Raw genomic sequence first — 14,913 nt, 5'->3', positions numbered from 1 at the left:
TATTAATGATTGACCAAAAACAAACAAACAAACTTTGTCTTAGATGGAAAGGCAGGCAAAGAAGAATAGGCATCACTGGAGGTATCGCCAGTGGAAAAACAATCATTGGAGATTTTCTATTTCAAGCCAAGCAATGGCCTATTTTAGACGCTGACTTATACGCTCATGAAGCATTAAGTGCTGAAAGTCAAATAGCCAAAAAAGTCTTTTTGAGATATGGAAGTAAAATAATTAAAAATTCAAGTCAAAATGATCAAATTATTAATCGCAAAGCATTAGCCAAAATAGTTTTTCAAAATGAAATTGAAAAAAAATGGCTGGAGGGAGTAATACATCCATTCGTCAACAAAAGAATTGAAGAAGAATTAGAGAAATTGAAATCAAATTCAATTGTAATTTTGATCATTCCACTCCTATTTGAAAAGAATTATACAGGTTTATGTAGTGAGATTTGTTACATAGAGTGCCCTAGGAACATGCAATTAAAGAGACTTCAGTCAAGAGATAATTTAAGTCTTAAGGAGGCAAATCAAAGAATTGATGCACAATGGGAGAACTCTTTAAAAAAACAATTTGCAGATTATGTAATTAATAATTCTAATGATGATGAGACTTGGAAAGTGCAATTAAAAAAATTATATAATTTCTAACCTTGTAATTTTTTATTTAATATTTGATTTGCGAGTTTTGGATCCGCTTTCCCTTTTGTTTCCTTCATTAATTGACCAACAAAAAAACCTAAAAGTTTCTTCTTCCCAGCCCTGAAAGATTCAACCTCATTAGGATGCCTAACGATCAATTGATCAATAATTTCTTCAATCACTTTTGGATCACCAATCATACCTAAACCACGTTCTTGGACTAATTGCTTTGGGGAACCACCGTTATTTAATAGTTCAGGTAAAATGTCTTTCGCGATTTTTCCACTTATTTCTCCAGAATCAATCATTTTTAACATTTCTGCTAATTCATTTGGCTTAAAGGTTAATTGATCAAATGATAATTTATTAGACTTTATATAGGCTGCTATATCTCCTGTTATCCAATTTGCTGAAGATTTTGCTGCCCCACCTTCATTAACAACTTTCTCAAAGTATTTAGCCATTGAAGATTCATCAGTCAAAACTCGTGCATCATAAATAGAAAGACCGAGCTCTGCTGAATATCTATTTCTTTTTGCAGCTGGCAATTCTGGTAATTCTGAACGCCATTTTTCTTTTAAATCATTACTGACTTCTATCGGACCTAAATCAGGATCAGGAAAATAACGATAATCGCTACTGCCTTCTTTGGATCTCATACTTTTAGTCAGTTGCTTACCTTCATCCCATAACCTCGTTTCTTGTTTTACTTCTTCTCCGGATTCATAAGCTTTTATTTGCCGTTTAATTTCATATTCACAAGCTTTCTGAATAGCCGAAAATGAATTCATATTTTTTATTTCTACTTTTGTGCCAAATGGGTCGTTAACAGTCGGTCTGACTGAAATATTCACATCACAACGCAAAGAACCTTCCTGCATGTTCCCATCAGATACTCCCAAATAACGCATTATTCTTCTAATCTCAGCTGCATATTCCGCAGCCTCTCTACCTGTTCTTAAATCAGGTTTACTAACTATTTCAGCTAGTGCCACACCTGCCCTATTGTAATCAACCAAAGAATGTGTGGAACCTGACAATTGATCACTACCTGCGTGAACAAGTTTTCCCGCATCCTCCTCCATATGTAGTCTTTCAATACCTATTTTTTTGACATAAGTTTCTTTGCCTTTTTCAGCCACTTCTACCTCTATCCAACCATCTTCTGCAATAGGTTCATCAAACTGAGATATTTGATAGTTTTTTGGTAGGTCTGGATAAAAATATTGCTTTCTATCAAATTTGCTATGAGAAGCAATATTTAGATTCAAAGCCATTGCTGCTTTTACTGCATATTCCAAAACCTTCTTATTTAAAACTGGTAAAGTGCCTGGTAATCCGCAAACAACTGGGTCGATATGAGTATTTGGATCGTCACCAAAATTTGTTGATGCGCTGGTAAATATTTTGCTATTAGTCCCCAACTGCACATGCGTCTCTAATCCGATTACCACTTCCCATGAAACATTGGATTCTGTCATTAATTTGACCTAGATATGTGAATCTTATGAAAGAAAAGCTCTGTCATGGAAGCTAACGTAATCTAAAACATTGAAAATAACATTTTCTAAATTCAAGCAATGGGTGGCTTAAATGAAAAACCATTGTTAATCCTCGGAGGAGGATTAATGGGTCTTGCAATAGCCCATGAACTTGCTCAAAGAGGCAAACATGTAGAAGTTTTAAGTAGAAGCAGAAACGAAGCCGCAGGCTTTGTTGCCGCTGGAATGCTTGCTCCTCATGCTGAAGGGTTGCAAGGTAATTTATTAAATCTTGGTCAAACTAGTCTTCGAAGACACCCAGCATGGATAAAAAGCATTGAGTCAAATAGCAAAATGTCATGTGGTCTCAAAACTTGCGGAATTGTTGTTCCGTTTGAAAACCAGAAAGAATGTGAATCCTACCCAACTTACAAATTTGGTGAAAAGCTAAAAAAGAATGAGCTCCTTAGAGAAGTTCCTGGACTCTCAGAGAAATGGAAAGCAGGTTTACTTTTTAGACAAGACGGTCAAATCGATAATCGAAGACTTTTAATGAGAGCACTTGAAAAAGCTTGTGTTGAATTAGGTGTTCACTTTCAAGAAGGAGTAGAAGTTATTGAAATCCTGAAAGAATCAGGCGCATTTCATGGAGTCAAAATTAAAGACATTAATGGAAATATCAAGCATTTAAAAAGCGAAAAAGGAGTTCTCTGCTGCGGAGCTTGGAGCAAACAAATTTTTAAAACACTCCCTATTTTTCCTGTTAAAGGCCAGATGTTATCTATTCAGGGGCCAAAACAGATCCTGAAAAGAATTGTTTTTGGGCCTGGCATTTACTTGGTTCCAAGAGATGACGGTCTAATAATCGTAGGTGCAACTAGTGAGCGTGAGGCAGGCTTCCAGAAAGGACTGACTCCAAAAGGACAAAGCGATCTAAAAAAAGGAATTCAATCTCTTATTCCTGAACTTAATCAATTACCTCATATGGAGAGATGGTGGGGTTTTCGTCCATGCACACCAGACGAAGAACCATTAATGGGAATGTCATCAATTAATGGTCTCTGGCTTGCTACAGGGCATCATCGCAATGGGGTTCTATTGGCCGCGATAACTTCAGAATTAATAGGCAAATCAATTTGCTCGATCCCTTTAAATAATGAAGAAAGTACTTTTATGTCCCAATTCAGTTGGGACAGATTTTAAAAACCACTAACAAAAAGCTTTTGAAGTTCAAAAATAATTTATTCAACTCTCCATACTTGATCTGATGGAGTCCAATCAACAAGTTCATTTTCTTGGAACCATAAGTTGATTTCAAAAACTGCCGTCTCAGAACCATCAGAACCATGAATGACATTACGACCAATATTCACCGCTAAATCACCTCTAATAGTTCCAGGTTCTGCCTCAAGAGGCTTTGTTGCTCCAATCAATTTTCTCGCACTTGCAATAACACCTTCACCCTCCCAAACCATAGCTATAACAGGTCCACTTGTTATGAAATCAACTAAACCTGAAAAGAAAGGACGATCTTTGTGAACACCGTAGTGTTTTTCAGCAAGTTCTTTGCTTGGTTTTAGTTGCTTTAGGCCTACTAATTTGAACCCTTTAGTTTCAAAACGACCAAGAATCTCAGCGATTAAACCTCTTTGCACACCATCTGGCTTGATAGCAACAAAGGTTCTTTCCAAAGTCATTGCGATATTCAATAATATGAAGCCATAGTCTTCCTAAAACTGCCCTCTTGGCAAGTAAAACATGACACTTAATAAAACTGTTCTTAGATTTAATTGTATTAATCGTGAATGATCAAAACTTGGCAACTTTGTTATCGCATAAATGGCTGTGAAAAATACTAACCAATCTCTCTCTTGGACTATCCAAAATAGCTCAGAGCTCTATGGAATTGATCGATGGGGAAAGGGTTATTTCACTATCAATGAAAAAGGGAATATTAGTATTTGTCCTAACGGTTCCAAAAATAAATCTCATGATTTGATGGAACTCTTAGATGAACTTGAAAGTCGAAAACTAAAATTTCCTCTCTTAATAAGATTTGACGATATTCTCGAAGACTGCTTAAAAAACTTACACAAAGCTTTTGAAAAAGCGATTAATGACTATCAATATCAAGGAAAATACCAAGGTGTATTTCCAATCAAATGTAATCAACAGCGTCACGTAGTTGAAGAATTAATCACCTGTGGTTCTAAATGGAATTTTGGCTTAGAAGCTGGAAGCAAGCCAGAGTTACTAATTGCTTTATCAATCCTAGAAGATCCTCAAGCCTTACTCATATGTAACGGCTATAAAGATCAACGTTATATTGAAACAGCTATTTTAGCACGTCAGCTTGGACGTCAACCTATAGTAGTTATAGAACAAGCAAGTGATGTTGATCTTATAATCAAATCTAGTAATTTACTGGGAGCATCTCCACTCATAGGAATGCGAGCCAAGCTATCAAGTCAAAGCAGTGGGAGATGGAGTAGCTCGATTGGTGACAAGTCAAAATTTGGACTTTCAATTCCAGAAATATTGAAAACAATCAAAAGGTTAAAAGAAGCAAATCTTCTCAATGAATTAAAGCTTTTACATTTTCATCTAGGGAGTCAAATTAATGATATAGGTGTTTTAAAAGATGCCTTACAAGAAGCCGGACAAATTTATGCCGAATTAATTAATCTTGGGGCACCTATGGGATACTTAGATGTTGGAGGTGGTTTAGGAATTGATTACGATGGAAGTCAAACTGCCTCAATAGCATCTACTAACTATTCACTTCAAAATTATGCAAATGATGTAGTAGCAACAATTAAAGAATGTTGTGAATCAAAAAAGATACCACTACCCACTTTAATCACAGAGAGTGGAAGAGCTATTGCGAGTCACTTTTCGATTTTAATCTTCAATATTCTAGGCAAAAATTCGTTACCTTCTGACATTCCTAAAGAAGACGAAAAAGAATGTCTCTCTGTCAGAAATTTACGTGAAACATTAGTCCATATAAATTCTCTAGAACTTAAGCAAGAAGAAGATTTAGCCAAACTACAAGAAGCATGGAATGATTCTCTAAAATTTAAAGCAGATGCACTTGCAGCTTTTCGACTAGGTTATATAGATTTAGTTGAACGTGCAAAAGCTGAGCAGTTGACATGGGCCTGTGCAAAAACAATAGTTAATCAGTTACCAAAAAACATACTTCTACCTAAAGAACTAAAGAAATTAAGTGAAAGCTTAGCCGTAACGTATTACGCAAACCTTTCCGTATTTAGATCGGCTCCAGACACTTGGGCCATTGATCAAGTTTTTCCAATTATGCCAATCCATCGGCTAAGCAAAGAACCGAAAAAACTTGGTCACTTTGCAGATTTAACATGTGATTCAGATGGAAAGCTTGACCAATTTATTGATAATGGAAAAATTAAAAATTTGCTACCTCTTCATGAATTTAATCAAGACGAAAAATATCTAATTGGTCTTTTCTTAGGTGGCGCTTATCAAGAAGTAATGGGAAATCTACATAATTTATTTGGGAGTACAAATGCAGTCCATATAAGATTTACAGAAAAAGGGAACTATAAAGTTGAGCATGTCATTCGTGGGAATACAAAATCAAATGTTCTTGAATATTTGGAACATGATCCAGAAATATTATTAGAACGATTACGAAAATCAAGCGAATTAGCTATCCAAGGCGGGCATCTAAAAATCCATGATGCACAAAAACTAATAGAGCATGTAGAGGCAAGCCTCCGACAAAGTACTTACCTACAGAGCTAGATTAAGAGAATTGTTGAGTCAAATCCTCATTAGCTTTTTCTAAAGCTAGATCCAACGATTGAGGTTGACTACCACCAGCTTGGGCGAGATTTGGACGACCACCACCACCACCACCACACATTTTTGCAACCCCGCTTATAAATTTGCCTGCATGTAAACCATCTGAGACTAAATCAGGAGAAAATGCCGCAACAAAGACTAATTTATTATCAATCTCCTGATTTGGAATGCCTCCAAAAATAACAGCAGAGTACTTGCCTAAATGATCTATCAAACTTGAAGCAGCAGATTGCAATCCAGATCCGTCAATTCCATCTAAACGTCTAATTAATAATTTACTCTTACCAACAGATTTTGCATAACTCGCTAAACCCAGTGCCTTCGCCAAAGCGAGTTCATTTTTTACTTTGATAAGTTCTTTTGTTTTATCTTTCAATTCCAGTTGAAGAGATGAGACTCTCTCAACAATTTCATATGATTGAACTTTGAATGATTTACTTAACTCCTTAACTACCAAATCACGTTCATTAAAATAATCTAAAACTGATGGACCCGCTATGGCCTCTATTCGTCTGACACCTGAAGCAATACCTGTCTCATTAATAATCTTAAATGTACCTAATTGTGACGTGCGAGTCACATGGGTTCCTCCGCATAACTCCATAGAAACGCCTGGAACATCTACAACACGTACTACGTCACCATATTTCTCACCAAACATTGCCAAAGCACCAATAGCCATAGCCTTCTTAATTGGCATTGTTTTAATCTGAATTGGATGATCTTCGTTAATCCATTGATTTATTCGTACTTCCACATCTTCAAGTTCTTTTATTGTCAAAGGTTGTGGAGCATTAAAATCAAATCTCAATCGATGATTTGAAACTAAAGAGCCTCTTTGACTTATACTTGAGTCAATAGATAACTTTAAAGCTGATTGTAATAGATGTGTAGCAGTGTGATTTGATGTAGTTCGTTGACGAAAAGATGGAGTAACATTCATCTGAACAGATGAGTTAACTTTTAGAACTCCAGTGTTAACACATCCAGAATGAATATAAATATTCTTCTTTTTTCTAACATTTTCGATGGATACCTCAAGATTCTTAGACGTTATTAAGCCTTTATCTCCTATTTGGCCACCCGACTCAGCATAAAAAGGCGTTCTATTAACAATAATCTTTACTAAATCACCCTGAACAGCTTGTTTCACTGATTCATTATTTTTAAAAATGCCTATCACAGTTGAAATGGTTTCTAATTTTTCATAGCCCTGAAATCTTGTTTCATCAAATAAAGAAATTTCTCTTTCAATTGAACCTTCTTCAGTTAAATCAATACTGACAGAAGCCTCTTTTGCACGTTTACGTTGCTGTGCCATCTCATTCTCAAAACCATTAGTATCAACAGAAATACCTTTTTCATTCGCGATCTCTTCTGTTAATTCCAAAGGAAAACCATAAGTATCATAAAGCTCAAATGCCTGCGCTCCAGAGATAAGATCACATTCATGAGCTGTTATCTCTGCCAAAAGTTTCTCTCCCCGTTCAAGCGTTTCAAGGAAACGAGATTCTTCTATTTTTAACTCATTAAGAATAATTTTCTTTTTCTCAAGTAATTGAGGATAAGCATTTTTCATCAACTCAATAGCAATTTCAGCCAGTTGAGGTAAAAACGGCTGATTAATGCCTACCAGTCGACCATGTCGAATCATACGCCGTATGAGACGACGAAGAATATAGCCTCGCCCTAGATTACTAGCACTTACACCATCACAAATTAAATGAGTAACAGCCCTGCAATGATCTCCAATAATTTTTAATGATGTTTTATTTTTTTCATCTATAGTTTCATACTTAATTTGAGCTAATAAAGCCGCTGCCTCAATGAGAGGAAAAATAAGATCCGTTTCATAATTATTAGATTTGCCCTGCAAAATTTGAGCCATTCTTTCTAAGCCCATTCCTGTATCAATATGACAATTCGCCAATGGTTCAAGATTGCCCTTTAAGTCGCGGTTGTATTGCATAAAAACCAAATTATAAAATTCTATAAATCGACTATCGTCTTCAAGATCTATTTCATCACTTCCTAACTCGGGTTTAAAATCAAAATAAAGTTCCGAACATGGACCGCAAGGTCCTGTAGCTCCAGATGACCAAAAATTATCAGCAGCACCCATTCTGATGATTCTTTTTGCATCAACCCCTACAACTTCTTTCCATATTTGTTCTGCTTCTAAGTCTTCTTTAAAAACGCTAATGACTATATTTTGTGGATTTAGTCGAAAAACCTCAGTAGATAATTCCCATGCCCATTGAATTGCCTCTTTTTTAAAATAATCACCAAAAGAAAAATTACCGAGCATCTCAAAAAAAGTATGATGCCTCGCAGTTCTTCCTACATTTTCAATATCATTTGTTCTTATACATTTTTGACTGGATGTTGCCCTCGGAGTAGAAGACTCTTTTAGTCCTAAGAAGATAGGCTTAAAAGGTAGCATCCCTGCAATTGTCAATAAAACTGTTGGATCATCTGGAATTAAAGAAGAACTTGCTAGTTTTTTATGATTGTGTTGCACAAAAAAGTTTATAAATGCCTCTCTTATTTCATCTCCTGAAAGAGATGGCGGATTGATTAAAGAGGAAGAACTTTTTTCCATACCTAAAAATTATCTCTAAAAAGGTTTTTGAAAACAATCACAAAAAACGTCAAATTTGCTCAACTCACCCTTAAACAATAACAAAATAGAAACCCGTGAGACTTTGAAAGAGAAAAATACGCAAAAAAGGCAATCAAGAACAGTATCTATTGCAAAGAAATACTATTTACGGGAAGCAGTATCACACTTGCAATCCTCAGTATCCTATTATATTTGAGCTGATCTAGGTATTTTCACTTAGCAATCTGACTTGTTGCGACTGTCCAGCTTTCTTCAATTAATCGCTTTAGGAACATGATTTTTACTGAATCAACAGCTTTAGAAAATCAGAAAAGCGATACTCCTAAGCTTTCACTGCAATATGAACAAATTGCTACAGATACACATACTTTAAGGTCATTGGATTGGGATCGAAGCAGATTTGATATTGAATTTGGCCTTCGAAATGGGACAACATATAATAGCTTTCTAATAAGAGGTAAAAAAACTGCACTTATAGATACAAGTCATTTAAAATTTAAAGATATTTGGTTTGAAAAACTAAGACAAGAAATCAATCCAATAGAAATTGATTATTTAATAGTCAGTCACACAGAACCAGATCATTCAGGACTCATAAAATATTTAATTGAATTAAACCCAAATATTGAAATCGTCGCATCTAAAGTAGCTATAAAATTCCTTGAAGATCAAATTCATCAACCTTTTAGGTCAAGAGCAGTCAAAAGTGGAGAAGAACTCAATTTAGAAATTAATTCAATAAGTGGAATCGTACATAAAATTGAATTTATTAGTGCACCAAATCTACACTGGCCCGATACTATTTTTTCTTTTGATCACGGTACACAAGTTTTATATACTTGTGATGCGTTTGGTTTGCATTATTGCTCAGAAAAATTATATGACGAAAATCCAAGTTTATTAAATGAAGATTTTCGATTTTATTACGACTGCCTCATGGGTCCTAATGCCCGCAGCGTAGTTCAAGCATTAAAAAAAATTGATGCATTGCCAACTATCAATACTATTGGTGTTGGACATGGGCCAATCCTTAATTTTAATACGCAGTTATGGCTGAATAATTATAGAGAATGGAGTAAGCAAAGAAGTACAGGCGAAAATTACGCTGTGGTTTGCTATCTGAGCCAATATGGTTTTTGTGATCGACTTAGTCAAGCAATTGCTCATGGTATAGGCAAGGCAAACGCTCCAGTCCAATTAGTTGATCTTATTGCTTCAGACACTCAAGAGTTAAGTGCTTTAATTAGTGAAGCAAGTGCAGTCGTTGTACCAACTTGGCCTATCAAATCTGATTCAGAATTACAAAGCAATATTGGAACTCTACTTGCATCCTTAAAACAAAAGCAGTGGGTAGCGACTTATGACTCCTATGGCGGAAATGAAGAGCCTATAGACTTTATTACCAACCAATTAAGAAAGCTTGGACAAAAAGAAGCTTTTAAACCACTTCGAGTTCATGACGAGCCAAACAAAAGTATTTATCAACAATTTGAAGAAGCTGGTACAGATTTAGGTCAAATTCTTACTAGAAAGAAAAATTTAGCTGCTACTAAAAGCATTGATGGAGACTTAAATAAAGCACTTGGTTGCTTAAGCGGTGGACTCTACATTGTTACAGCGAAAGACAGTGAAGGGGCGGACAGTCGAGACGGTGCGATGGTCGCAAGTTGGGTTAGTCAAGCAAGTTTTGAACCACCAGGAATAACCGTAGCGGTAGCTAAAGATAGAGCTATTGAATCACTATTACAAGTCAATGATCGTTTTGTTCTCAATATCCTTCAAGAAAATAACTATTTGCATCTCTTCAGACACTTTTTAAAACGTTTTCCACCAGGTGCTAATCGATTTGAAGGAGTTGAATTAATGAATGATCTTGCAGTTGGGGGACCAGTTCTGTCTGATGCGCTAGCGTTCCTTTCATGTAAAGTTATGCAAAGAATGGAGACAACAGATCATTGGATCATTTATTCATCAGTTGAAAAAGGTAATTTATCTAATACTCTAAGTAAAACAGCAGTTCATCACAGAAGAGTTGGTAGTAATTATTAACAATGATAGTAGACAATATTTCTTCATCAAATTTAAATACTTTCATAAAAAAAACCATTCAGATTCCAATTGAGGAGAACTTCATTTGCTTAAGAAGCCTAAACCCAAAAAGAACAAGATTTGAAGTTGAATATTCTCTTGAAAAAGGTAGTTGCACTAATTCTTTTTTATTTAAGTCTTCTAAAGATGAACATTGTAAATCACATGATTATGTTTTAATTCATCCTCCTGGTTTAACATTTGAAAAAGAATTTTTAGAAGAGTTTGAGACATTAATTAGCAGTGATTCTTCTGCAATAAAGTTAGTCATGGGTCATATCAATCCTAATAAAGTAGCTTTTGTGAAAAGAATGAATGTGAAGTATAAAAATTTAACGGTTATTTGTTCTAATCCAGGTGCAAAATTATTCAAAGAGATTTGGAATTTACGAAAACCATCGCAAAATACAAATCCTCAAGAAGCATTGGAGACAGTTGAAGTTCTTCCAAATATACAAATCATTAAGCAATTAGAAACTCTGTCACTCGACAGTCATTTTGAGATTAATTTCATTCCCGCGCCAACAGCTCGCTGGCCTGGTGGATTAATTGTTTTTGAAAAGCAAACTGGTTTGTTGATGAGTGATAAATTATTTGGTGCACATATTTATGAAGAAAATTGGGCTGAATTAAACAGTAGTAGCACGGAAGAAGAGAGAAGACATTACTTCGATTGTCTAATGGCACCAATGTCTACGCAAGTGAATAGTATTATCGAAAAATTTGAAGACTTTGAGATTGATACGATAATACCTGGGCATGGACCTGCAATTAGCGGAAGTTGGAGGAGTTTATTAAACAACTACCAAAGCTGGGGAGAAAGCCAAAAATACAGCAACTTAAGAGTTGCTCTATTATTTGCTAGTGCATATGGAAATACTGCTGCTATTGCTGATGCAATTGCTAGAGGAATTAGTAAAACAGGGGTCAAAGTTAAGATAATTAATTGTGAATTCACCGCATCAGATAGCTTAGTCACTGAAATTCGTAAAGCAGATGGATATTTAATTGGATCGCCAACATTAGGAGGACATGCACCCACCCCGATTGTTTCTGCACTTGGCTCGCTTTTGGCTGAGGGAGATAGAGGAAAGCCGGCTGGAGTATTTGGGAGTTATGGATGGAGTGGAGAAGCCCTTGATTTACTTGAAAAAAAATTAAAAGATGGAGGCTTTAAATTTGGATTCGAACCTATCAAAATCAAATTCAGTCCCGATCCTTTAATGATTAAAAAACTTGAAGAAACAGGTATCCAATTTGGTAAGAAATTAATTAACTCAAAATTACGTCAACAAAGAAAAGCTAATGTCGGTTTAAATACAAGTAAAAGTGATCCAAAGATTAATGCACTTGGAAGAGTCGTTGGATCACTATGTATATTGACTGCTCAAAAAGGAGATAAAGATAATATGATTAGCGGAGCTATGGTTGCAAGTTGGGTTAGTCAAGCAAGCTTTTCTCCTCCTGGTATTACGATTGCAGTTGCTAAAGAAAGAGCTGTAGAAAACTTACTGCATAAAGGAGATAACTTTGCTCTAAACATTTTAGAGCAAAACAATCACCAAAGCCTCCTTAAACAATTTCTCCAATCATTTAAACCTGGAGATAATAGATTTACCGATCTTGAGATCAAATTAAGTCCAAGCAATCAGCCATTATTAAACGAAGCTTTAGCGTGGCTGGAGGGTACAGTTAATCAACGAATGGAGTGTGGGGATCATTGGCTGATATATGCTGAGATTAAACATGGAAAAGTCATTAAAAAAGATGGAGTAACAGCAGTTCATCATCGAAAAACCGGAGCGAACTACTAGATCCATTACAAAAATGACATCATCCATTTACACTTCCCTGTTGATTCACAATGTCTAATAAAAAGCTTCTTGTTATAGCTGCTAGTAATGGTGAAAATCTCAAATTAGCCAAAAGATTTCTAGCCGCAGGCAAAGAACTCAATTACTCATGCGAATTACTTGATTTGACAGAATCAAAAAATGATTTACCTATATTTAATCCACGTCATGATTCAAAAGATAAAGCACCAGAAAATCTTAATTCGATCAATACTCAAATGGAGAGCCACTCACACTGGGTCATTTGTGCACCTGAATATAACGGCTCAATTCCTCCAATTCTTACAAATGCAATAGCTTGGCTGTCTGTGCAAGGAAAAGATTTTCGCAGTTTATTCAACGAACGTCCAATTGCAATTGCAAGTTTTTCTGGAGGAGGATGTATGGAGTTATTACTTTCGATGCGAATTCAATTAACCCACCTTGGGGCTTTAGTCTTAGGTCGTCAATTAGCTACGAACAAATCAAAAGTTGCTGAGGATAAATCAATCAACGCTATTCTAAATCAACTACTACAACTTAATCACACAAATTAAATCTATTCATCATTTTTACCACTACTTGATTGGTTAGAAGTCTGCGCCTCATACCATGACTGCAACATTTTTCTTGCCATAGGGAGAGCATGTACTGAACCTCCTCCAGGAGTATTCTGAGCAAATGCAACAATAACAATTTCTCCAGAGTCATAAGGTGCAAAGCCAGCAAACCATGCATGATCAGCACCTCCACTACTATCTTCTGCTGTACCAGTTTTACCAGCAACCGGAGGTAAAATAGATGTATCTAGATTGATTCCCATAGCAGTACCACTAGTTACTACTTTACGAAGCCCACGACGAATTGTGTCAAGTGTCGTATCTTTAATATCTACTTTTTTTAAATATTTCTCTGATCTCCAGTTTATATTGGCATTAACTAAATGAGGAGTAATCAAATAGCCACCATTTGCAAAAACTGCGTATGCTCGTGCTAATTGCAATGGAGTAACTAAAACAACAGATTGCCCAATAGATGCACTAGCCATATCCTCTACGATCCAAGGCGTTTCTCCAGGATTTCCCCACCCACGACCCTCATCAGCCCATTTCTTATTCCCTACTAAACCTTTATTTTCATCAATAAAAGTTTCTATACCAGTGTAATTGTCAAAGCCAAGTTTAGTTGCCGCATCATATAAAGCCTTCGAACCAGAACCAACCCCAACTTGGTAAAAGAAAGTATTACTGGAGACTCTCAATGCATCTTCGTATCCAATCCAACCAAAACCTCTTTTATTATATTCTGGAAAACAATGACTCCCATAAGTAATACAAGGAACCGTATATAATTTTGTACTGGCAGGAAATTTGCCACTTTCCATCCCTGCCATAGCAGTTATGGGCTTCCACGTACTTCCTGGATCGTATGCATTAAATACCCTACTCAAAAGAGGAAGGTTCGATGACAAAAAAAGATTGTTATATTCTTTATTGGTAAAAGGCTGAGAAAAAAAATTAAGGTCGAAAGTGGGTTGACTAGCAATTGCTCGTATTGCACCAGTATGGGGATCAATAGCTACTATTGCCCCACCAGTTTTATCGGATAAAACTTTTTCTGCCGTACGTTGTAGCTCTAAATCTAGAGTTAATTTGATATCCCTGCCTGCTTTTGGCAACTTTAAACCTAGGCTTCGTTGAACCGTACCTATTGAATCAATCTCAAGCATTTCACCTCCCCATGTACCTCTCAATTGAGATTCAAAAGCAGCTTCTATACCTTTCCGTCCAATTCGATCAGATAGTTTATATCCTCTTTCTGAAAGCTTAGAAAACTCGTTTTGAGTTATCAGCTGTGTATAACCCAAAGCATGTGCAGCTAAAGACTTATATGGATAGTTTCTAATTAAACCAATATCAATTTGAGCACCATACAAGTTATTCTCTTGTTCTTTAAACCTAATAACCTGCTCCACCGATAAATCAGTTAAAAGTACTTTTTTATAAGGAGTGTCAGAATTACTTCTATTAAATGCAATCTCTAATTGATCAGTAGAAACATTTAATAAAGCAGATAGAGAATTTCTTAGATCAATCCAATCACTATTTGTTAGAAGTCTAGGTTGAATAGATAATGAGTAAAAGAGTTTATTATCGGCAAGAACTACGCCATTACGATCTAATAATCTTCCTCGTATTGGTGGATTAGCAATTAGCTTGACTCTATTTTCCTCTGAAAGTTTTTTATAGTATGGTCCCCTAATTATTTGTATCCAAAAAAGACGCGCACCTGTTACTGAAAAAATTAAACAAATAAACAAAAAGAAAATCAGAGGTTGATTAAAAGCACCTACATGCTTTTTAGAACTAAGATGTAATTTTTCTTTTTTCTTCATGTCTAAAAAT

General features: G+C 35.6%; 10 protein-coding genes. 6 read left to right on the top strand and 4 right to left on the bottom strand.

Features of this window, described 5'->3' with window-relative positions; genetic code table 11:
• Positions 1-5: 5 nt before the first annotated feature.
• Positions 6-650 carry a dephospho-CoA kinase gene (coaE, locus tag EW15_RS00285; protein ID WP_038650514.1) on the top strand — a complete coding sequence of 215 codons (645 nt, stop codon included), beginning with the start codon at positions 6-8 and terminating at the stop codon, positions 648-650.
• On the opposite strand, the gene gatB is transcribed toward coaE, so the two are convergent.
• A complete protein-coding gene (gene gatB / locus EW15_RS00280) occupies positions 647-2,122 on the bottom strand; it encodes an Asp-tRNA(Asn)/Glu-tRNA(Gln) amidotransferase subunit GatB (RefSeq protein ID WP_038650511.1) in 1,476 nt (491 codons plus the stop codon). The genes coaE and gatB overlap by 4 nt on opposite strands.
• Positions 2,123-2,221: 99 nt before the next feature.
• Here gatB and thiO point away from each other — a divergent pair, with 99 nt between their 5' ends.
• A complete protein-coding gene (thiO, locus tag EW15_RS00275) occupies positions 2,222-3,325 on the top strand; it encodes a glycine oxidase ThiO (protein ID WP_038650508.1) in 1,104 nt (367 codons plus the stop codon).
• A gap of 38 nt (positions 3,326-3,363) precedes the next feature.
• Here the strand turns inward: thiO and ndk are convergent, their stop codons facing one another.
• Positions 3,364-3,819, bottom strand: coding sequence for a nucleoside-diphosphate kinase (ndk, locus tag EW15_RS00270; protein WP_038650506.1), 456 nt, complete (start codon positions 3,817-3,819; stop codon positions 3,364-3,366).
• Positions 3,820-3,961: 142 nt separating this feature from the next.
• Here ndk and speA point away from each other — a divergent pair, with 142 nt between their 5' ends.
• Positions 3,962-5,905, top strand: a complete 1,944-nt coding sequence (speA, locus tag EW15_RS00265; protein WP_038650503.1) for a biosynthetic arginine decarboxylase — start codon at positions 3,962-3,964, stop codon at positions 5,903-5,905.
• Position 5,906: 1 nt separating this feature from the next.
• On the opposite strand, the gene alaS is transcribed toward speA, so the two are convergent.
• Positions 5,907-8,567 carry an alanine--tRNA ligase gene (gene alaS, locus EW15_RS00260; RefSeq protein WP_038650501.1) on the bottom strand — a complete coding sequence of 887 codons (2,661 nt, stop codon included), beginning with the start codon at positions 8,565-8,567 and terminating at the stop codon, positions 5,907-5,909.
• 294 nt (positions 8,568-8,861) lie between these two features.
• On the opposite strand from alaS, the gene EW15_RS00255 reads away from it, so the two are divergent.
• Genes EW15_RS00255 through EW15_RS00245 form a run of 3 tightly spaced genes read left to right on the top strand, consistent with a single transcriptional unit; the run spans position 8,862 to position 13,065 of the window.
• Entirely contained in the window at positions 8,862-10,637 is a 1,776-nt protein-coding gene (locus EW15_RS00255) for a diflavin flavoprotein (protein ID WP_038650499.1), read from the top strand.
• A gap of 2 nt (positions 10,638-10,639) precedes the next feature.
• Positions 10,640-12,490, top strand: a complete 1,851-nt coding sequence (locus EW15_RS00250) for a diflavin flavoprotein (protein ID WP_081930447.1) — start codon at positions 10,640-10,642, stop codon at positions 12,488-12,490.
• Between the two features lie 50 nt (positions 12,491-12,540).
• The gene (locus EW15_RS00245) at positions 12,541-13,065 is read left to right on the top strand and encodes an NADPH-dependent FMN reductase (protein WP_038650496.1); all 525 of its coding nucleotides are present in this window, start codon (positions 12,541-12,543) and stop codon (positions 13,063-13,065) included.
• A 2-nt stretch (positions 13,066-13,067) separates the two neighbouring features.
• On the opposite strand, the gene mrdA is transcribed toward EW15_RS00245, so the two are convergent.
• On the bottom strand, positions 13,068-14,903 hold the full coding sequence (mrdA, locus tag EW15_RS00240) for a penicillin-binding protein 2 (RefSeq protein WP_038650493.1): 1,836 nt from the start codon (positions 14,901-14,903) through the stop codon (positions 13,068-13,070).
• Positions 14,904-14,913: the final 10 nt, after the last annotated feature.

The organism is Prochlorococcus sp. MIT 0801 (assembly GCF_000757865.1).
Taxonomy (GTDB): Bacteria; Cyanobacteriota; Cyanobacteriia; order PCC-6307; family Cyanobiaceae; genus Prochlorococcus_B.
This window is presented reverse-complemented; position numbering and strand designations above follow the sequence as displayed.